This window comes from Lysinibacter sp. HNR, assembly GCF_029760935.1.
In the GTDB taxonomy this organism is placed as follows: Bacteria; Actinomycetota; Actinomycetes; order Actinomycetales; family Microbacteriaceae; genus HNR.
In genome coordinates this window covers 85,333-106,446 of sequence record NZ_CP121684.1, presented here as the reverse complement: position 1 = coordinate 106,446, position 21,114 = coordinate 85,333, and the positions used below count along the sequence as shown (strand labels likewise).

Genomic DNA, 21,114 nt, shown 5'->3' with positions numbered 1-21,114 from the left:
GTTTCAGCACACTTGCGTCAGTAATTTTTGACTGATCAGTGCGTCAGCACCGCTTCCTCCACAGAACAAAAAGAAAAGTATGAGCATCATGGAGATAAGAGAGTGCAGGTATAAGGAAAAATGACGTCACCTCTTATTTTTGACTGTGATACTGGCATCGATGACGCTCTGGCCATCATGTACGGAGCGCACCACGGCGCAGATTTCGTAGCCTGCACCGTCACCCACGGAAACGTTCCTGTGGAGACCGGGAGTAGGAACACTATCACCGTGCTGGATTTCCTCGAAAAACAAGATGTCCCGGTTTTCTTGGGGGCTGCTCGGCCGCTTGCGCAACCACTGCGCACAGCAGAGGCAATCCACGGTAAGGATGGTCTCGGAGATGCCGGAGTTACCCCCTCTGCCCGTACAATTGCCGGAGACCAGGCCGCTGCTGTTATCGTGCGCCTTGCACGCGAGAACCCAGAAAAGCTCAGTTTGGTTGCGACCGGGCCGCTGACTAACATCGCATTTGCGCTGCTTTTGGAGCCACAACTCCCGACGCTCATTAAAAACGTTGTCGTGACGGGCGGGGCTGTAGGTGTGACCGGGAATGTCACCGCTACCGCTGAAGCAAATATTTGGCGCGACCCGGAGGCCGCCCAGGTGGTTATCGATGCCGCATGGGATGTACTTTTTGTGGGGCTGGAGATCACCCGGCAGACTGCTCTCACCGCCAAAGCAATCCAAACAATCCAAACAAGCAGTGATCCGCGCGCTCAATTTGCTACACGCATTATGGATTCCTCTCTGCGTGTGTATGAAAAATCTCTTGGCTATCGCGATCGTATTCTCCACGACCCGCTTGCTCTGGCTCTTGCCTTAGAACCCGAGCTCGGAGAATATGAACTCGTGAAAGCTAAGGTCGAGCTGCGCGGATCTCTCACACGAGGACAGATCGTGAGCGATCAGCGGATGTTTCTTCCCGCCCCTCAAGACCCTACCGCGCCAGGCACAATCAGAATCGTCAGAAGAGTGGACACCACAGGGTTCCATCAACGGTTCCTGGCGGCGCTTGGAGCGTAAAGGCTTTTCGAACTGTTTCGTAACTTATTCATCGATACGGTTTGGGAATGCGGAATCCGCTGCCGCGCATCGGACGATCGCCATTGCGTGCGGCGGCGCCATTACGTGCAGCGGCGCCATCCCTTTTAGCGTGGGGTTTTATGGTGTGCATGTGGAGTACCATCGGAATCTGGAGAATTATCAGCAGCTTTTTGAGCGGCTTTACCCTTCTCCTCATCGGGAGCCTCACCGCGACGAGTCTGCCTGACTACTCCGAGCGTTACCCGACATCGGTTCTTGAGTTCGATGTCAGCCGGGAAGAAAAAATCCGTGTATTTCCCAGGTTAATCGTGTATCCTTCACGGGTGTAGTTGGGGGAGAGTTCAAAAGTCCGGAAACGGCCTTGCGAGCTTTTAACTACGACGAGGATGAATTAGGGTGCCTGTTTCTTTCAGGGGAGCACACAAGCGTGTTCAGAAGCAAAAATTTGCAAGAAAAAGTATAGCTCTCGGAGTGATTACGCTGCTCGGTATGGGGGCGTTCCCCCTCACACAGGAAAACCCCGCGCTTGCGCTCCAGAACACGCCACCATCCTCGGCATCCGAGGCAGATCCGCCCGCTCCACAGCAGACCGTGGCGGGGCCGGAGATTGTACTCTCGCTGTCGCCGGTCGATCTTGAAACCGGAACCACACTCACGGAGGTTAGATCCGGTTCAACGCTCACCTACGCTGCAAGCGTGGGATGCCCGGATCCAAACGGCTGCGGACCGGCCACCCTGGTCAACACCCTACCCGCCGAGATGGAGTTCCTCTCCGAAGAGTTTGCGGTGCCCGACGGGGTCAGTTTTACCCACGCTCCCGCAGAAAATCCCGAGGACGGCTCCACCGTTACGGTCACCTGGGGCAGCCTCGCCGGGACATCTATTCTCTACCTCCCCGTGCGGTTTAAGAACTACGTTCCCGCCTCGCTCGATGCTCAAACCAGCACCGCCCGGGCGGTGCTCGTGGCGGGTGAGGACGGAAACACGAGTCGCGTCACCGCACAGACCGATATCACCCTGCGGGTGTACTCAGAACCCGCTCTGGCCGCTGCGGAGCACAGCTGGTCACAAAGCACTCTCCTTGACGGAACCCAGGGCAAGGTATCAACCACCACCTCGGTGACGGCCTCCTCAAACGCCACCAATTCGCTTGAGATCCGGGTACCGGGAACCGCTCCGGTAACCGCACCCAGTGTGAACGCCTCGGAAGCGTTTGATCTGAATAACATCCACCTGGATCGAAACCCAGGCGGTGCCAGTGTCGAGTTCGTCCTCGCCAACGGCAGCACCACCCGGGTTGACCTCCCCGCGGAAACGGGACAAAACGCCGAGCGGGCGCTTCACACAGCGGCCCCGGAGAACGCAATCGGTTACACGGTGACGCTAAACGGTATCCCCGATCGATACGTGGCGAGCGCCGCCGAGCGCACCGTTCAGGTCACTGCCGACTACCAGCTGCGGGACCGGCTCCGCGGCGGTGGCGCGATTATCGACCCGAGCGTGGCGTCACGACTGGTTCGAGAAACAGCGCTTGTCACTAACACGGTGCAGAACAGTGCGCCCGCCACAAGCCCCACCGACACGCTATCCGTACAGAGTGATATCACCGTGCAGGCGCTGGTGCCCTCCATCGGACGTTCGTTTTCGTGGGTGACGGCATCCGGGGAAAACACCTCCGTCTACGGATCGGGTGAGGCCCTGACCGCCACCACACGGGTGTCCAACGAGGGCGCTCCCGCCCTGGCCTCCATCACCGTGATCAACTCCACGGCGTATAACGACTACTTTAACTACCAGGCGCTCTCCGCGGTTCCCACTATCGTGTTTCCGCAGGGCGCAGCGTCCGCAACCATTCAGTACAACTACGCGACGGCTCCCCACGCGGGTTCCGTACAGGAGTTCGCGCTCGGGCAAGCCGTTCCCGGCAGCGAGGCGGACGGACGTCCCCTCGCCGAGGTCACCGGAGTCGCGGTGGTTTTCAGTGCAGCCCCGAACGGAGGAATCCTCGGCGAGTGCGAGCTGAATGAAAACTGTGCCGCAACAATCACTTTCCAATCGACGCTAAGGGACGCTCACCCCACAACCGGAGACGCCATCGCGGCACCCCCGGCCAACCCGGGCACCACCCGCATCTTTAGCGCCGCAAAGATCGATGCCGTGGCCTTGACGGGTGCCAGAATTTCTGAGATCTTCACCGAGAACGCGTACCTGGACATTGTTAAGCCACAGTATGGCGCAAACCTGGATAAGGAGTTTGGCACACGAAGCGAGCGGGTGTCCTACCCCCTCACGGGAGTGGCTCGGGCCGGGGATATCTACAACCCATCCTTAAGTCCGCAGAACTTTACCAACCATAGCTTCCTTCTGAGAGCCTGGACTGGACCCTTCGAGAGCGCCACCGAACCTCAGGGGTCACCCGGATTCACGCTGACCGACCCGCAGGTGGTGCCGACCCTGGAGAACTTGGGTTCAAACCCCTTTAACTCCACCCGCTTCAGCGCCCTTCCCAATGCCCCCGTGGCCTGTGTGACTGGTGGTGGCAATAATGTGGGCAGTACAACCGCGCTCATGGTGTGGGTCGTGGATAGCATCCAATCTCCCACCACCGTCACCAAGGTTGCGTACCAGCAAGGGATGGACCTTGGCCTCATCGTTGGTATTGAGTACACGGTTGTTCCCACAAGTGGACTCTTTCCGCTCTCTGTCTCCTGTGAGACCCCCAAGGGAATCACGGTGAAGTTTCGTGACAACCTGGTGAACAACCAGGCCCCCGTCACCCCCCAAAACATTGGGCAGACGGAGACCCCCGGCCTCTACGCGGTGGGCAACACCGCCGAGCTGGGAACGGGCACCAACCTCGCCACCGCAACCGGAAGCGACACGCTCTTCCTCGTCAATGAACCCAACACCTCAGTAGTGAAGACCTATGCCGAAGATGCACCGGTGTCCGGGGTTCAGGGCCAATCATCCGAGACCTCTTTCATTCTGGCCGCAAACCCTGTGGGAGAAAGCGTGACCAAAGTTCGCGTCTCAGACGGCGGAAGAGACTCCTCCTCTCTTGACATTTTCCGGGTGAGCGGTCTGCGAGATGCCCGGGTCGGACCAGATCAGGTCCTCACCGTGCGTTTCCTCGACCGGGACGGAAACCCCGTTGGCCCGCGCGGAACCGTGACGGGACCCACCGAGATAGACGGAAAAACTCTGAGCGCTGCCGAGATTGAAGACTCCCAGAGCACCGCCTACAGGAATATCTGGTGGGAAAAACGCGACGTTACCTGGTCGGAACCGCTGAACGCCGACGCCCTGAAGAATGTCTACGACGTTCAGGTTGAGCTATCGCGCACGGATGATTCGCAAAAGCTCCAACCTCACGGCGCTTTTATCGTGACGCTCGACGTGATCCTGCGCGACACCTACCTCAGTAATCCCTCCTCAAAGATCACCGGCAGCCTGACAGGAACCTCGTACCGGAACGTCCTGGCGGTATCCTCCACAACAGACGGCGTGGACTGGTCGGACGGTTTCAGCGCAGGGGTAAACTACCTGGTGTACGGCCCTGATCGCTTGTTTGGGGATGCCTCGGTTGATTGGAGCGCCACCGGCGGTAATAACGCCCTGGTAGCTCAGACCGGCACCCGCTCGGAAATTTCCCTTGAAGCCTCCAACAAAACCGCGATGGGCGCAGCCAACGTTGCTCCGGAGGATCAGTGGGGTGCCACGGGAAGCGTTCCCGTGGGGGTAGAGTCCCTTGAGGTGGGAATCGGGGGAGAGCCCGCCGGGGGTACCAACCCCTTTGCGATCACCGCTTTCCGGGGAATCACGTCAATGGTGTGGCCCGACAGGAACAACGCCCCCGCCACGGGCACCCCCGCAGAGCTGAAGGTGGCCGCGGAAATCACCTACCACTATGCGGATGGAACAACCCAGGTAATCCAGGTTCCAGTTGGTACCTCGGTCGCCCAGATGAGCCCGCCCGCAAATCGGTGGGAAGACATCGTGGGTGTTTACGTGCGGTGGAAAGAAGACGGAAAATACATTGGCGTAAAAGCCGATGCAACCACCGTGCAGAGCCGCGTGGTGATCCAGACGGAGCTTCGCGCCGAGGTGCGGGACGGGTACGCGTACTCTTTTATTGAGGGAGAACCGCTGCACCTTGCGTCCGGTGATCGCATTGACGGGGCGTACCAAACGCCCGAGACAAAAGTGAGCCAGACCGCTCAGGTAAATGCCCACTATGAGATGCGCTGGGAAGGGTTAACCCTCGAAAGCCACGATGCAAAAGGCACCATAGCGCTCGATGTGCTCGACAGTTCCATTGCCGTGTCAATTCAGGACAACAACACCAGCCTCTACCGCGACGGTACCGGTGGTATGAGTCAGTTTCGGATTAGAGCTACCAACGCCGGAAATGTTCCGGTGACGAATATGCGTCTGGCTAGCACGAGCGACCTGCTCGATGATGCCTCGTGGCCAAACAGCGACCCCGACGGGTTTGAATTGGAACGGGGCGGCCTCTTCGACTCAACCAATCTGGGTTGGCTGCTCGTGAGCTACCCCGCAGGAGCGTCAAGCGCCAGCGTGTGGCTGCGCGGCACCGACGGTAAGTGGTCGCCCGAGATACGGACCCAAAAAAGTGTTGTCATCACCCTTCCACAGACCGGAGACGGCCCACGAACCTGGGAAGAGATAACGGGATTCCGGGTGCAGATAAACGGGAGCGAAATGCTTCAATCACGCATCGAGATAGGGGCAACCGCGAATATAGTGTTCACTACTCACCTGCGTGAGGCGCTCCGTACCGACCCTTCCGAGCGGGCACCGGCCACCCTCCTCCCCGAGGGTAAGACCGAGTGGATTATTCCGGGACGCGCCGCCGGGGCCTCCTATGTGGGAACCTTTGCAGCTCCCGTCGCTCGCATGGTGGCGGACCCTTCCCAAACATTCGTGCAAACGGGATCACCCGATCCGCTGATCCGTAAGTTCACGGGATCATACGATTCCGTCGCAAACACCGGACCCCTGACGGGCGTTGTGAACCCGGGCTCCTGGGCAGATTTCTACCTGGTCGTGACCAACCAGAGTCGCCTTGCCGCGCTGAGTCATATCTACGACCTGAGCATCATCGACACGCTGCCCGCCGGACTCAGCTACAACGCCGCGGACTCCGACCGGGAGTGGAGCGTCGTCTCCGCACCCGCGGGAGTATCAACCACTCCCACCATGACGGCCACGCAGAACTCAAACGGCCAGACCCAGTTGCAGTGGACCTGGCCCGAGGGAACCCAGATTAAGCGGGGAGAATCCGTGGTGCTCAAGGTGCCCCTGCAGGTGGCCGACGGTACCCCCGCGGGAATCACCGAGGTAAACGAGGCGCGTGTTCTTGCGGGCGGTATTACCGGCTCGCCCACATCCCTCGTCTGCGGCACCGAAACCTCCACCGACAGAGCCTGCCGTGCAACGTCCAGCGTAACGTCGCTGCGCAGTGACTCCGCCCGGGTTGAGTCGTATCTTCTCGAGGGCTCAGATACCTCGCAGACCCGCACGGGCCAGGAGTGCGACATCACCACCCGCGCCGGGTGGAGTGACGGTTCGTGGGTGCGTAACCCCTGCGTGATCGGAAGCTCCCACGAGGAGACCCTCACCTACCGTCTGAAACTTATCAACTCGGGAAATAGCGCCGTGCCCGCGCTGCGTTTTGTCGACGAGCTACCCGGAAACAACGACCGTGGCACAGTGCTCAGTGCACAGCGCGGCTCCGACTGGACCCCCACCTTTGTGCCGGGTTCGGCGCGCGTGGTCACGGGTTCCGAGGCAATAGGCCTGGGTGCCCGCGGTGACGCGACCCTCGTGGGCGGAGAGTTCCACTACTCCAGCGTGCAGGATGCCTGCCAGCTCATACCCGACGCGGTCGCGGGCCTCTCCACCCTCGAGTGCGCCACGGCAGAGTGGGGAACCACCCCCGACGAGAACACCAGGGCGCTGGGGGCGGACCTCCGTTTCGATCCCGCTACACCCCTGCTCGGTGGAGAATATGTGGTTGTTGAGTTCCAGATGACGACCCCGTCGAGCGTACTTCCCGCCGGCAAGGTGGATGACGCTTCGGGCCTCAGCTCGCGCGGTGCCCCGGGCAACCTCACGAGCAGCGTCGCGAGCGGCGCCGCCTCGCAGAGCCTCCAACAGAACACCTTTAGCTGGAACAGCGCTGCGGTAACCGCACAGATGGCACTGGTGAGCCAGTGGTTCCCCGCTGCGGAATCCCCCGTCTCGGGAGTGCGCATCCCGTACTCCCTCACCCCGAACATCGTGCTCTCAAAGAGCGCGAACTACACGGGAAGCGGACCGGGCGACGCTCTTGTTGCGGGAGACACTATCACGTACACGCTGCTTGCCGTGAACACCGGCAACGTCACCCTGAACGACGTGGTGATCTCCGACCCGCTTCAGGGCCTGTCGGAGCTCACCTACGAGTGGCCGAGCAGTGCCGGTGTGCTTGCCCCGGCAGAGTTCGTGACGGCAACCGCGGAGTACACGGTGACGCAAGACGACGTTGACGCGGAAACCCTGCCCAACACGGCAACCGTCCGTGGAACAGCACCGGACGATACGGAGGTGAGCGATCAGGACTCCGTGACCATTGACCTGCTTGCCCCCGGAGAAGTCGTCGAAGACACCCCGATGACACTCATCAAGACGGCGGATGACTCGGCCGTCTCAACCCCGTACGCTCAGGTGGGTGACATCGTCACCTTCAACTTTGTGGTGGCAGACACCGAGTCGATCGTGCTGAATGATGTTCGCATCCTTGACGACCTGGCCGGGCTCTCACACATCGAATACCAGTGGCCTAACCCGCTTGCCCCGGGAGTTCTCGCTCCGGGCGAGGTTGTTCTCGCCTCGGCCAGCTACGCGCTGACCCAGGACGACCTCGACGCGGAACGGGTTTATAACGAAGCCACCGCGGTGGGCACAACCCCCGACGGAAACGATATTGAGGCCTGGGACGATGTTGCGGTTCCGCTGGCCATCGGGGATGAGGAGACTCCCGGTGGCGAGAACCCCGGTGGCGAGAACCCCGGTGGCGAGACTCCGGAAATAGAGACCCCGGAGACAGATACACCCAGCGAGAAGGAAGCTCCTGAGACTGTGACGCCCGGCGAGAAAATACCCAAGACCGCCGAACCACTCGCGCGTGATAACGGTGAAGGGCGCGACCTCGCAACAACGGGAAGCTCGGCAACGAGCCTTGCCCTCGGAGCAACCGCCCTCCTCATCCTCGGTCTCATACTAACCGTGGCAAGAACACGGAGCCGCCAGCGGTAATAAATACCGGGTATCGGCAACAACAGCTCGGTACCCAATGGCTGAGCCCCGCCTTTCACCCCGCCACCGTGCGGAGTCGAGAGGTGGGGCTCAGCCACACACAACGGTATGGCGTGATGCTCTGCCGCAGGATAGCCGGGCTACCGACGACGGCGTCCACAACTACAAAAAGTATGCTAGACTAGTAAATGCGTTCCTATTCCTGTCTCAAAAACCAGGTAGGAACTTTTTTATTGCCCAAAATCGGGGCATCCAGGAGCGCCAACCTCCCCTCATCCACCCACACAGTGTCATTATCAGACCCATCGGTCGTCCTGCGAACCGAGCCGCAAAAACTGTCTACTGCCTGAGAAACACGGCCTGTGGGTCAAAACCGCAGCAAGCCGCGAACTCGGAGTCAAGGCCACCTTGAGAAACACACTACTCTGACTCATTTTGAACATTCCCACAGACCACAACTGAACAAGCGCGATCCTCGTCGGCAGATAACGAGGAGTGTCCACTGTATGCAAAGCCCACTCCACGAGTGGGCTTTTTTTATTTGAAAGGAGGAAGTATGAATCTTGATCAATTTATTGCTCGATGGAATGGGAAATTCTGCGACGTTGATGGGTCTTACGGGGCACAATGCTGGGACTCATGGTCTCGTTACGCAATGGACGTGGTAGGCGTTCCCTACAGCAGGACTAACACAAGAGCGGGAGCTTCGTTACCCCACGGAGGATACGCCTGCAACGTTTGGCACAATGCTGAGGCCGCTGGGCTTACTCAATGGTTCGTAAAACTTCCTGCAAACGCAACACCTCAGAGAGGTGACGTCGTATTTTGGGAGTACGGAACAAGTCCACACACTAGCTCACACGTTGCAATTGTGCTGGAAAACCGCGGTGATTACCTCTATGTACTCCAGCAGAATGCACCGGGCCTTCGTGATCCTACCAACCTATCAAACGCTCGTAAATCGGGGCTTCTCGGGTATTTACGTCCCAAGAACGCACCCACCGAACCACCTACAACACCAGAACCTGAGAAAGGATTCACATTGCCCGCACTAATTCGCACCCCTGATGGAACAATCGGCTTCGTTGGAGACAACGGAGAACTCACACCACTCACATCAATGACCGAGGTTGAATCCCTCCAAGCAACCGGCATCGTCGGCCCTTACGTTGACCTGCCTGATCGTCTTGTCTGGAACACCCTCACCGCTATTACCGCCCGAAAGATCGCGGAACGTAAGTAAGGGCACCTCCAGCACAGAATCAAATCATCATTTTGATGCTTTGTATCACTTCTGATGCTGAGACAAGAGTAGTGTCCCAACCCGCACGGTCGGGACACTACCTTTCCACAGCACCAAAACCCCGCCCTCCGCGGCTGTACCGGGCTCGGATACAGCACCCACAGACCACAACTGAACAAGCGCGATCCTCGTCGGCAGATAACGAGGAGTGTCCACTGTATGCAAAGCCCACTCCACGAGTGGGCTTTTTTTATTTGAAAGGAGTGTAGTTTGGCAATTTCATTTGATGCCTGGGTGACTAAGGTCAACGGAAAATACATAGATATTGACAATGCCTTCGGGCCCCAGTGTCACGACATATGGCTCAGTTATATCGTTGATGTTTATGGTATTAGCTCTTCGCAGGGTCAAGCAGGTCCGCCCGAAGGACGCACCGAAAATGTTTGGCTAAACTTTCCACGGTTTGCCAACTTGGCAAACTTCTTCACGAAAATTGGACCCGGAACAGGTCAGAGGGGGGACGTCGCTTTTTGGGCTCATCCCACCTGGCCAGGTTCCCACGTTGCGGTCGTGATTGAAGACCAGGGGAAGCATCTTAGAGTTGTGACCCAAAACCCCGGAGCAACCAAAATTGCTTCACTGACAAAGAACGGGTTGCGTGGGTATTTACGTCCCAAGAACGCACCCACCGAACCACCTACAACACCAGAACCTGAGAAAGGATTCACATTGCCCGCACTAATTCGCACCCCTGATGGAACAATCGGCTTCGTTGGAGACAACGGAGAACTCACACCACTCACATCAATGACCGAGGTTGAATCCCTCCAAGCAACCGGCATCGTCGGCCCTTACGTTGACCTGCCTGATCGTCTTGTCTGGAACACCCTCACCGCTATTACCGCCCGAAAGATCGCGGAACGTAAGTAAGGGCACCTCCAGCACAGAATCAAATCATCATTTTGATGCTTTGTATCACTTCTGATGCTGAGACAAGAGTAGTGTCCCAACCCGCACGGTCGGGACACTACCCTTGGCCTCTGTGCGAATCCGCACCCACCGGGCATCCTCAATCGATTGGATGCCCGGCCCCATCTTTCGGGCGTGAGGCTTTCCTGCGCTGGCCGCCTTACACCTCAGTTTTATTGATAGACCAGCAACGTATTCTGAACAGCCAGTGCAGTGGTTTACACCGTTTCGAAGCGCAAAAAGTCTCTTAAACAGAACCAATTTGGGCCTCAGGCCAACCCACGCATCCCAATGCGACGCTGACCACGCAAAACGAGAAGGGCTATGGGCATCGCGTCATTGCCGAACCGCCCCTACACGAGTACCGATCGATCAAACGGATCGATACTGATGCCCTGATCAAGCACCCGTCTAGCCCACTCCTGACCCTCGGGCAGGTCGTGGTCACGATAGTTACCACAGCTCACAGCATCCGTACCGGGAACATCTTCCCAGGTGATTTTTCCGACAAAATCGCTGAGGGCCTGTTTGATTGCGGTGGCCACCTCTACCGATGTCGGCTCACCCCAGACGATCAGGTGGAAACCGGTACGGCAGCCAAACGGGGAAAGGTCGATGACACCGCTCAGGCGGGTTCTGAGCAGGCCGGCAAGCGTGTGTTCGAGCGTGTGTAGTCCAGCGGTGGGGATCTCTGCCTCGTTGGGCTGCACCAGACGCACATCAAAGTTTGTAATCGCATCACCCCGGGGACCCTTCTCCACCGCGATCTTACGCACGTACGGTGCCAGCACCTTTGTGTGGTCAAGAGAGAAACTTTCAACCTTGGCCAGTTCTACATCACCCATTGGTTCTCCTCTACCGTATGATTCTTCCTCACGTTGCTTAACCTCAACAGTATGCCCCCGTGCACAGCTCCTCCACATTATGAAGATTCATGACAACACGCCCGACACAAAGACTACGATTGGAAACGTAGAAAGTTATACGCGGCCAGAGTCGCACCTTCAGAAAGGACCGATCATGACCGCGAGGGCACCGCTGCTTGTCATAGCGCATCCGCAGGAGGCCCGAGCATTTAGTGACATCCCGCACCTGGTCACGGGAATCGGCAAGGTTAGCGCGGCAATCACGCTGACCCGCACCCTCGAACAGGCAGAGCCCGGTGCGATAAACGCGGTTGTGGTCCTCGGAACCGCGGGACTCCTCAACAACGACAAAGACATCAACACCGTCTACCAGGTGACCAGCGCCGTGCAGCACGATTTTTCTCTCGGTTCAGCCACGCTATCCACAGCAGCAAACGTAATCGTGCCCGATACCGCGATGATTGCTACCGGAGATGTTTTCTTAAAGGACGACGCTCAGCGCCGCCTCTTGCGCGAAAAGGGTGCCGACCTGGTGGATATGGAAACCTGGGTTTATGCCGAGGTGTGTAGACGTTTTGACCTACCAATTCAGGTCTTTAAAGTACCGTCCGACTACGCAGATAGCAGCACAACCGATGAGGAGTGGGACGCAATTGTTTTGCAGCGTAGCCACGAACTTCGTGCTTTTTACGAGAAACACATTCGCTAGGGCCCGGGGAATAGCTCCGTTAACCCTCGGGCAACTTTTCCGTTAGCACCGGGGAGCTCCTCCCAAAAAATACCTTTTATTCTCCGGGTTTCTGCGATCGATCATTTGTTCTTGAGGCTACCGCACTTCATACTGGAAACATGCACATTGCACTCGTGGTTACCCCTGCCGAGTTGGCGACCCGCACAAAAGATATCGTTTCGGGGCTGACAAAAGCCGCCATCAGTGTGGAAATTTTTGCGGTTCCGAGCGCCCTCTCCTATGTGGAGGGAATACCTCACCGGGAAGGCGAGTTCAACCGAACCGACCAAACCCACTCAGCCGATTTCATCCAGCAGTTTGACGCGGTTGTTTGCTTCCCCATCACATTTGAAACAACAATGGACTGGGCTTCCCATCGCCAAGCAAACCCGGCACTCAGCATACTTATTGGCGCGCTCGAAAACAACATTCCCACCCTGGCAATCCCCCTGGAGGATAAGGCACCCGACACCCTCAACGATTGGGTAGTTGCGGCAAAGGGCCTGGGCCAATTAGGGGCGTTCTGGATGGATCCGGTTAACGGGGACGTTCATAATTCTCCCACCCTGCGATATGGCGACAATAGCGCGAAGGTTGCTCACAACTTCAACCCCGAGTGGTTGCTCACCTGGTGCACAAACCTCTAACGGCGGCAGAACGTTCCTCGCTGTGGAACACCCCCGTGAGTTTCCTAAGAAATTGGCAAGCATTCACTCAGAAGGTGCCCAGAGAGCTCCCAGAAACAGCTATAACTCAGATCGGCACGCCTATGGTTGGAAACATGAAACCGTCACGTACCCGAAACTCATTTGCGCTATATCTTGCATCCGCAAATTCAATCGGTATTCACTCCGCAATGATCGCGAGTTATCAACGGGGTGCCAGCAAACGTTCTCTGCACAAAAACCGGACACACGTCACGGAAGAGGGAGCTTCCCCGTCTCCACGGGTCTCACGACAAAAATCAACAAGCTAAACCTCTGAAGAATGGTCTTGTTGGGGGACATCAAAGGTGCGCCTCTCCTCCCCGTACATACTGTGATGTACGGGGAGGAGAGGCGCACCTAGTATTTAAGGGTCCGTAACGGGTCGCCCGCTACGATTTTTTGGGAAAGTCGGGCGTGACCGCTTCGCACGTTACGGCCTCACCCGGCTTACCCTCCACACTGGCTATCTCCTTCTTCCCGTCGATAAGAATACGACAGTGCGCAATCGTACCGGGGAGTGGAGTAGCAGATATGGAGGCTTTTTTGGTTGACTGAATCATGGTTTCGTGAGTCCAGACACCCTTTGTCGTTTTCAGGCTCGGAACACCTTTTCCACCGCTCTGCACGATCTCGGCATCAGCCACGCGCGACTCTTTACCCTCGAAGGAGTATTCGGCAAGCTCGGAAGTGTCAGGGCCAGAGAGTGTGACCTCGTATGTGATGGCGTAGGTATTTGCGAATTCGTTTGCAATTGCGCCACAACCGGTAAGCAGGACGGCGGCAGAAAGGGCGGCGCCCGAAGCTAAAAGAAGAGAAAGAGAGTTGTGACTGCGTGACATACCTCCTAGATTATTCGGACCTCCCTCACAAGAAAACCTACCTTAGTACCTTTCCTGCCACGCCAATATGGTACGTGAGTACCTGATTCAAAAATTCTCCTGGATATCACAGCTAAGCAGAGGGGTGAGTTGCAGGTACGCTCCCCACATAGGCAAGGACACCGGCCAACGCGGCAGCGATTCCGTGAGTGATAGCCAGGCGAGGATCGGGGCCAAACAGGGGCGAGTGGTTCACGGCGGGGGGTCTTCCGTCGGCAAATTTCTCGGGAGAGAACCCACCAAATGCCCAGTACACTCCGGGAACCCCAATGGCGTCACTGAGCCAACCCGCATCCTCTGAACCCGCCCCTAATGGGGCGTTAATAACGCTGTCACCGCCAAAAGCGTCTTGCAAGGCCTGGGTTACAACCCGAGTTTGAGCGGGATCGTTGTAACACCGGGGAAAACGGTTAATCTCCTCAATCAGGGGCTCTGGTGCTCCTGAGGCCTCTGCCTCCGCCAGGATAATTCGGCGAATCGCGGCAAGCACTCGGGTTCGTGTTTCTTCCTCGGGAGTACGCACGTTGATGCTGAACACGGCCTCGGCGGGAATAATATTTTCTTTAAGTCCGGCGTGAAAGGTGCCCACCGTGACAACAACCGACGTGTGCGAGGGAACCTCCCGTGACACAACAGTTTGGAGCCTGGTTACCATGTAGGCTGCCAGCACTACGGGATCGATCGATTGATCCGGTTGCGAACCGTGAGCTCCAACGCCCCTCACTGTAACCTTCCACGAGTCGGCAAGGCTCGCCATGTGTCCCTCACGAATCACAATCTTGCCCGCTTCAAAAGGAAGAACGTGCTGAGCCAGTACCACTGCTGGCCTGGGTGCGCGGTTCCAGAGCCCATCGTCGATCATTGCCATTGCACCGGCCGCGGTCTCCTCTGCCGGTTGAAAGATGAGAACAACCGTTCCCGCCCAGGCGTGGGGATTTGTCACAAGATACTGGGCGAGGGCGAGGGCAGACGTGATGTGTGTGTCGTGTCCACAACCGTGCATAACGGGCGCGGTAGAGCCGTCAGGAAGCTCACCGGTCTGTGTGCTGGCGTAGGAAAAACCGGTTTCCTCGCGAATGGGGAGCCCATCGGTATCCGCCCGAAACGCAACAGTGGGACCCTCACCGTTGCGAATTACCCCCACAACACCGGTTGCACCGCAGCGAAAATTTTCAATCTTAAGCTCGGTGAGCCGTGACTCAATGTACTCTGCGGTGCGAAACTCCTGCGACGATAGCTCCGGGTTTTGATGCAGATAAACATAGCGATCAACGTGCTCATCAATAAAGGTGTCTGCTACCTCAACACCGGGAAAAAGAGTTGTCATGGGTCTTTGCTCCTCACTCGCCTAGTGCACACAAGCACGGTGATCACCTGTGTCTCCATCGTTGATGTGACCCTTATTCTAGGGGAGTGATAACACTATCTACAGTGTCGCGGTGAAGAATGTGGATATCGCCCGGGCGAGAGCAAAGAAGTCGTCAATGTGTCCCAGTTCACGTGCAGAGTGCATGGATAGGAGAGGAACCCCCACATCAATTGTGCGAATACCCAGACGAGTTGCGGTGAGCGGCCCAATCGTCGACCCGCAGGGAACCGAATTATTCGAGACAAACTCCTGGTAGCTCACCCCCGCCTCCCGACACACACGATCCCACAGGGCGGAACCGTGGGCGTCCGTTGCGTAACGCTGATTGGCATTAACTTTGAGGATCGGCCCGCGCCCGGTCAGGGGATGATTCACGGGGTCATGGCGCTCGGGATAGTTCGGGTGAACCGAGTGACCCACATCCGAAGACAGGCACCAGGAGTCGGCAAAGGCCTGCAGGCGCTGCGAGGGTGATGCCCCGAGGCCGTCCGAGATGCGGGTGAGAACGTCCTCAAGCACGGGGCCACACGCCCCAGAGCGAGTTTCGGAACCAATTTCTTCGTGGTCAAAAGCGGCCAGCACGCTGATGTGGGGCGCGTCATCCGGAGCCGTGAGCAACGCCCGAAGCCCCGCGTACACCGAAACCAGGTTGTCTAACCGGCCCGCAGCAAAGAGGGAGTTATCCACCCCAAAACGCGCGGGCGGATTGGTGTCGGCAGTGATGAGGTCGTACCCCGCAACCTGCTCCACAGCAAGTCCCGCACACGAGGCAAGATAGCTCATAAGGTCTGCCTGCGAGGGGTCTCCAATACCGTAAACAGGCACGGTGTGACGCTGCTTATCCAGGGTAAACCCCTCGTTCACATTACGATCAAGGTGAATCGCCAATTGCGGGATGCGCAAAAAAGGACCCGTGCGAACCAAAAATTCAGAGCCGTCACGCGTCACAAGACGCCCGGCAAGCTCTAGTTCACGATCAAGCCACGAATTAATGAGGGGACCGCCGTAAACCTCAACACCCGCCTGGAGCCACCCGTGGGAGGAGATAGTGGGTGTGGGTTTGAGCTTAAAGCCGGGAGAATCGGTGTGTGCCCCAAGGACACGAAACGGCGTAGTAGGTTCTGCCATCACGGGTTGGTGCCAGGCAAGAATCGCACCGTCTCGGATAATGAAGCGTTTGCCGGGACCGGTGGGCCACTCCACAGACTCGCTGAGTTCCAGGTAGCCAGCCTCGGCCAGGAGTTGACCCACCCGCAACGCAGTGTGATACGACGATGGACTACTGCTGATGAAATCAGCAAAACCCTTGATATATTCGTCCGTATTGTGCATGTTCCTATCCAACCACGCGTTACGGCGAAATCCCTGTGACGCACGGAAGTGGATGCGGTTTACGCACCTTTGACGTTGACAAACCAGACTGCGTTAAACTTATCCGTGAGCATCGCAAACTTGTTGCCCCACGGTCCCTGCGCCAGGGGGTCGTGTATGGTTGCACCCTCGGAAAGCTTCTCGTGGAAACCCGTGAGCAGGTCATCTTGCTGCGGTATTCCATTAAGCACGACAAAGTAGCTGTGCTTACCCGGGATGTACTCGTCTGAGCAAGGGTGTCCTGTGACCATCAGGGTAAGACCGTGAGGCGTGGTGAGTTCTGCGTGCACAATCGTCTGACTCTCCTCGGGAGGAACCTTCTCTTCAAAGTTCTGAAAAGTGGCTCACCTGAGGTGACCGCCAAAAACTCGGAAACCATTCCCAGCAAATCCGTATTTTTATCCCGTCTCACCGAGGTTATCTCTCCAAAAATAGCGGCTCAAAAAACTCAGCCAGCTCGGCCGTCGCGGTCAGGGGCAACACATGAGCAACGTAGTGATCGGGTCGCACCACAACAACAACGCCCTCCCTGCTGATACCGCGCTCTTCGAAGATGTCGTGCTCGGGAACAGCAGCATAGATCTTTTCGTAGTCAACAAGTTGCAGTGGCCCGCTGAGCGGCAAAAACAGCCGCGAAACCCGCGTAATATCGACCTCAAAGTGTGGCTGCTGGTACACCGCTTTAACATCAAAGAGGTGGTCGCGATCGGTGCCCGCTGGGGTGTATCGTTCGACCGGAGAGTCTGGTGAATCCAGCATCCACTCGGCCCAGCGATCAAGCGCGGCACCCCGCTCATCCGCAAAAGCGTAGATGCGGTAGCGACCATCCGCCCGGTGATGGTGGCCGAGGTGCACTGGAACCCCGTCGGCAACCCGCACGGTCTGCGCCGACTTGAATCGTTTCCCCAGGGGGAACCCCGTGGCTAAACCCTGATGGGTGGCCTCGGCCGTGAGCATGGAAGGTTGATACTGTGTCATAAAACCGGCCGGAAACTCGGCGGTCTGCACATAAAAGTCTTCGAGCTGCGAGGGTGAATCGAACTCTTCGGGACGCCTTGCCATAAGCGTTGACCACTCTTTATCAAAATCGATCAGGTTCTGAGCGATCACCTGACGCTCATCGGAATAGGTCTCAAGCAGGGCCTCGGGGCTACGACCCTCGAGCACATATCCAAGCTTCCACGCCAGATTCCAGCCGTCTTGCATCGAGACGTTCATACCCTGGCCCGCCTTTGCGCTGTGGGTGTGGCACGCATCACCCATGAGAAAGACCCGAGGCTCGCGGGTCTGGCCGCCGTGCGAGTGGGCATCGTCAAAGCGATCGGTAAGACGGTGAGCAACCTCGTACACGCTATGCCACGCCACATCACGAACATCGAGCGAATAGGGATACAGAATCGCGTTTGCGCGCTGAATGATCTGTTCGATCGAGGTCTCGCGCACCCGCCCTTTATCGTCTTCGGCAACCTCTCCCAGATCAACATACATGCGGAAAAGGTAGTTTCCCTCTCGGGGGATGTGCAAAATATTGCCACCATCTTCCGATTGAATGGCACACTTCTTACGAATATCGGGAAAATCCGTCATGGCCAGCACGTCCATAACTCCCCAGGCGTGATAGGCCTGGTCACCGGCAAACCTACCGCCAATCGAGTGCCTCACCTCGGAGTGAGCCCCGTTTGCCCCCACAACATACTTTGCCCGCACCGTCATAGACTCGCCCACGCGGGGACCAGAGGTGTGCTCCAGGGTGACGGTCACGGGATATTCTCCCTGCCCCGTCACCTCCAGATCAACAAACTTATAACCGTAGTCAACTTCGAGGCGAGCGGGAGAATTTTTTGCGTACTGGGCAAAGTAATCGATCACACGGGCCTGATTCACAATAAGGTGGGGAAACTCGCTGATGCCGCCGGGGTCGTCAACGACGCGAGCCGCGCGAACAATATTCTTAAGATTCTGAGGATCAGGTTTCCAAAACATCATCTCGGTGATCTGATAGGCCTCCTGGATAATCTGCTCGGCAAAACCAAACGCCTGAAAAGTCTCCACGCTGCGGGCCTGGATACCATCCGCGTGCCCGAGCATCAGGCGATGGGGGCGCTGCTCGATAACACGCGTGACCACCCCCGGAAACTGAGCAAGCTGAGCAGCCGTGATGATTCCGGCCGGACCCGACCCCACAATAAGCACATCAACCTCTGCGGGTAACTCCTCGGGACGGTTAATCCCCACGCCCGCGGCCGGTTGAACTCGGGGATCTGCCGAAACGTATCCGTGATGATGAAACTGCACCGTTACTCCTCACTGAGTTATGACTCAATTATGCATTCGATCTGAACACAGACCTTCATGCTTTCCACTATAAACACATGGATTTCTCCCGACAACACCACAACCAGCTGTCTGCGCCGCCCCGCTACTTATGACATTCTCCGTGCGCTCGAAGAACAGTGCGGGGTTAAACCGGCGACAGCTGTCCGCAAATAGCGCGTACTCTACTACCGGCATCCTCAATCATTCCACATTAAATTTTAAAGATACCTAATCATCACTGAATACCGATAAAATCGAAGTGTCCAGCGGGATACTTCCCCCAGAACCCCGCTAAGGTGCTCGAAAAAAGGGCTCTGCTGCCACACCCGGCGAGACATAAACGGCTCCACTAATTAATCTTGCGTTTATTAACAAGGATCTGTCATGTCAGCCAGCCTGCCGCACACACTCGCAACCGCCCTCTCCCGGCACACCACGCACGCTTTTGGCCTCATGGGCAACGGCAATGCCCACCTCATTGATGCACTCATCAAGCGGGGAATAACATACACCGCGGTTCGCCACGAAAGCGCCACGGTCGCCGCCGCCGATGCCTACACTCGAGTTTCCGGCAACCTCGCGATTGCCACCACAACCTACGGTCCAGGGTTCACCAACACACTCACAGCTCTCGCCGAAGCGACCCAAGCCCGCACCCCGATCCTCCTGGTTGTTGGTACCGTACCCCTTAGTGGTCCACGTCCATGGGATGTTAACCAGGAGGAACTCGCGGACGCCGTTGGTGTATCCACCCATACCCTTTCCACCACAGATGTTGAGGGAACGGTTAACCGCGCGATTGCGGAAGCGCTGAAGACCAAACGTCCGGTAGTACTGGGAATTCCCTACGACATTGCCGCCGCAGAAATCACCACCGTGCAAGACGATACCTCGAACCAGACACCGCTTACCACCCCACCACTCCGCACCGCACCGTTCACCCCCGCATCGCCCGGTGCCGCATCGCCCATACCCATGCCCCTACCCATGCCCGATCAAGCACCCGACCTCAACGACCCGAATCTCTGGGCCACACTAGAAACCGCGGCGGCCGCGCTCACGGAGGCCCAACGCCCACTTGTGCTTGCCGGACGCGGTGCCTGGCTCTCTGCGGCGGGCCCCGAACTCTCCTCCATCGCCGAGACCCTGGGGGCGCTCACCGCAACAACGGCGCTCGCACGCGGACTTTTCCCCGAGGCCCGATACGATCTTGGAGTCACGGGAGGGTTCGGGCAAAAGAACGCCATGACAAAAATCTCTGAAGCCGACGTGGTGCTGGTCGTGGGGGCAAGCCTTAACCAGTTCACAATGTGCTTCGGCGAGCTCTTTGGGCCGGGCACCGTACTGATCCGCATAGACACGGAACCCGTGCCCCCGCCTCGCTCCAAGGCGCCCATCACTCAGCTGCTCCTGCGGGGTGACGCGCGCGCCTGCCTGAACCTGCTGGGCGAGGCCATAACAGCAACCCGCACCGCCAGGGATAAAACTATTCCCGCACTCACCGCATCTCAACGCTGGCGGGAAAGGACTGCGGGGCTGGAACCGGGAGGCACGCTTCGTTTTCGTGATGTGGGAGATGTCGACCATCCCCACGGCCTGTGCTCCGACGGGCGCCTCGACCCCCGAGCCCTGGCCGTACGCATCGCGCAGTTGCTTCCGTCTGATCGACACGTCACTAACGACGGTGGACATTTTTTGAGCTGGGCAAATATGTTCTGGCCCATCACTTCACCCGAGCGCATGCTGCTGCTCGGAACTACCTACCAGACCATCGGGTTGGGTCTGGGCACTGTTCCCGGTATTGCCGCCGCCGCTCCCGACACAACAGTCGTGCTAAACACCGGTGACGGCGGCGGCCTCATGGCGCTTGCAGACCTTGAAACCGCCATTCGCACCACACAAAGTTGCATCATTGTGGTGTGGAACGACGAAGCCTACGGCGCGGAAGTTCATCTCTACGGTGAGATGGGACTTGACGAAACTCCGATGTATATCCCCAACATCAACTTTGCCGGACTTGCCAGCGCCCTCGGCGCGCAGGGGGTACGGGTGGAACGACTTGACGATCTCGAAGCGCTACGGGAGTGGTGCGCGGCCGGTGCACGGGGAACGATCCTGCTCGATTGCCAGGTGTCACGAAGCGTCCTCAGCCCCGTGCAACGAGAGGTACAGCGCGTGAACGGAGTGTCCTCGCCCCCAGAGCAGGGTCGGCATTCTCCCTCGTAAGTGTGGCATCGTTAAGACAGCAACCACGAGAGG

The 21,114-nt window shown here is 57.8% G+C and carries 14 protein-coding genes; 8 read left to right on the top strand and 6 right to left on the bottom strand.

The annotated features are described in order from the left end of the window. The first annotated feature begins 120 nt into the window (after window positions 1-120). The 5 genes from FrondiHNR_RS00425 (at window position 121) to FrondiHNR_RS00405 (ending at window position 10,579) form a co-directional block, all read left to right on the top strand. Entirely contained in the window at window positions 121-1,065 is a 945-nt protein-coding gene (locus tag FrondiHNR_RS00425) for a nucleoside hydrolase (RefSeq protein WP_279353289.1), read from the top strand. Between the two features lie 149 nt (window positions 1,066-1,214). Next, window positions 1,215-1,415, top strand: coding sequence for a hypothetical protein (locus FrondiHNR_RS00420; protein WP_279353288.1), 201 nt, complete (start codon window positions 1,215-1,217; stop codon window positions 1,413-1,415). Between the two features lie 67 nt (window positions 1,416-1,482). Beyond that, entirely contained in the window at window positions 1,483-8,406 is a 6,924-nt protein-coding gene (locus tag FrondiHNR_RS00415) for a hypothetical protein (RefSeq protein ID WP_279353287.1), read from the top strand. 556 nt (window positions 8,407-8,962) lie between these two features. Next, window positions 8,963-9,649, top strand: coding sequence for a CHAP domain-containing protein (locus FrondiHNR_RS00410; RefSeq protein WP_279353286.1), 687 nt, complete (start codon window positions 8,963-8,965; stop codon window positions 9,647-9,649). Between the two features lie 270 nt (window positions 9,650-9,919). Beyond that, window positions 9,920-10,579 (top strand): hypothetical protein, encoded by a 660-nt coding sequence (locus tag FrondiHNR_RS00405; RefSeq protein ID WP_279353285.1) that lies wholly within the window; start codon window positions 9,920-9,922, stop codon window positions 10,577-10,579. Window positions 10,580-10,971: 392 nt separating this feature from the next. Here FrondiHNR_RS00405 and FrondiHNR_RS00400 read toward each other — a convergent pair whose 3' ends face one another. After that, the gene (locus tag FrondiHNR_RS00400) at window positions 10,972-11,463 is read right to left on the bottom strand and encodes an S-ribosylhomocysteine lyase (RefSeq protein ID WP_279353284.1); all 492 of its coding nucleotides are present in this window, start codon (window positions 11,461-11,463) and stop codon (window positions 10,972-10,974) included. Between the two features lie 175 nt (window positions 11,464-11,638). Here FrondiHNR_RS00400 and FrondiHNR_RS00395 point away from each other — a divergent pair, with 175 nt between their 5' ends. Together FrondiHNR_RS00395 and FrondiHNR_RS00390 are read left to right on the top strand one after the other, a co-directional pair. Then, entirely contained in the window at window positions 11,639-12,193 is a 555-nt protein-coding gene (locus FrondiHNR_RS00395) for a purine-nucleoside phosphorylase (RefSeq protein ID WP_279353283.1), read from the top strand. Between the two features lie 140 nt (window positions 12,194-12,333). After that, on the top strand, window positions 12,334-12,861 hold the full coding sequence (locus FrondiHNR_RS00390) for a hypothetical protein (protein WP_279353282.1): 528 nt from the start codon (window positions 12,334-12,336) through the stop codon (window positions 12,859-12,861). Window positions 12,862-13,310: 449 nt separating this feature from the next. Here FrondiHNR_RS00390 and FrondiHNR_RS00385 read toward each other — a convergent pair whose 3' ends face one another. The 5 genes from FrondiHNR_RS00385 to FrondiHNR_RS00365 form a co-directional block, all read right to left on the bottom strand. Beyond that, complete coding sequence (locus FrondiHNR_RS00385; protein WP_279353281.1) at window positions 13,311-13,760, bottom strand: hypothetical protein; 450 nt, start codon at window positions 13,758-13,760, stop codon at window positions 13,311-13,313. 112 nt (window positions 13,761-13,872) lie between these two features. After that, window positions 13,873-15,126, bottom strand: coding sequence for an amidohydrolase (locus tag FrondiHNR_RS00380; RefSeq protein WP_279353280.1), 1,254 nt, complete (start codon window positions 15,124-15,126; stop codon window positions 13,873-13,875). A 99-nt stretch (window positions 15,127-15,225) separates the two neighbouring features. Next, a complete protein-coding gene (locus FrondiHNR_RS00375) occupies window positions 15,226-16,500 on the bottom strand; it encodes a M18 family aminopeptidase (RefSeq protein WP_279353279.1) in 1,275 nt (424 codons plus the stop codon). A gap of 59 nt (window positions 16,501-16,559) precedes the next feature. Beyond that, entirely contained in the window at window positions 16,560-16,829 is a 270-nt protein-coding gene (locus FrondiHNR_RS00370) for a hypothetical protein (protein ID WP_279353278.1), read from the bottom strand. A 127-nt stretch (window positions 16,830-16,956) separates the two neighbouring features. Next, a complete protein-coding gene (locus tag FrondiHNR_RS00365) occupies window positions 16,957-18,834 on the bottom strand; it encodes an FAD-binding monooxygenase (protein ID WP_279353277.1) in 1,878 nt (625 codons plus the stop codon). A gap of 405 nt (window positions 18,835-19,239) precedes the next feature. Here FrondiHNR_RS00365 and FrondiHNR_RS00360 point away from each other — a divergent pair, with 405 nt between their 5' ends. After that, window positions 19,240-21,081 carry a thiamine pyrophosphate-binding protein gene (locus tag FrondiHNR_RS00360; protein ID WP_279353276.1) on the top strand — a complete coding sequence of 614 codons (1,842 nt, stop codon included), beginning with the start codon at window positions 19,240-19,242 and terminating at the stop codon, window positions 21,079-21,081. The last annotated feature ends 33 nt before the right edge of the window (window positions 21,082-21,114 follow it).

Coding starts and splice junctions, on each gene's coding strand:
- FrondiHNR_RS00360 (WP_279353276.1), top strand. CDS start 19,240: ATGTCAGCCAGCCTGCCGCACACACTCGCAACCGCCCTCTCCCGGCAC.
- FrondiHNR_RS00420 (WP_279353288.1), top strand. CDS start 1,215: ATGTGGAGTACCATCGGAATCTGGAGAATTATCAGCAGCTTTTTGAGC.
- FrondiHNR_RS00410 (WP_279353286.1), top strand. CDS start 8,963: ATGAATCTTGATCAATTTATTGCTCGATGGAATGGGAAATTCTGCGAC.
- FrondiHNR_RS00375 (WP_279353279.1), bottom strand. CDS start 16,500: ATGCACAATACGGACGAATATATCAAGGGTTTTGCTGATTTCATCAGC.
- FrondiHNR_RS00385 (WP_279353281.1), bottom strand. CDS start 13,760: ATGTCACGCAGTCACAACTCTCTTTCTCTTCTTTTAGCTTCGGGCGCC.
- FrondiHNR_RS00395 (WP_279353283.1), top strand. CDS start 11,639: ATGACCGCGAGGGCACCGCTGCTTGTCATAGCGCATCCGCAGGAGGCC.
- FrondiHNR_RS00400 (WP_279353284.1), bottom strand. CDS start 11,463: ATGGGTGATGTAGAACTGGCCAAGGTTGAAAGTTTCTCTCTTGACCAC.
- FrondiHNR_RS00425 (WP_279353289.1), top strand. CDS start 121: ATGACGTCACCTCTTATTTTTGACTGTGATACTGGCATCGATGACGCT.
- FrondiHNR_RS00390 (WP_279353282.1), top strand. CDS start 12,334: ATGCACATTGCACTCGTGGTTACCCCTGCCGAGTTGGCGACCCGCACA.
- FrondiHNR_RS00380 (WP_279353280.1), bottom strand. CDS start 15,126: ATGACAACTCTTTTTCCCGGTGTTGAGGTAGCAGACACCTTTATTGAT.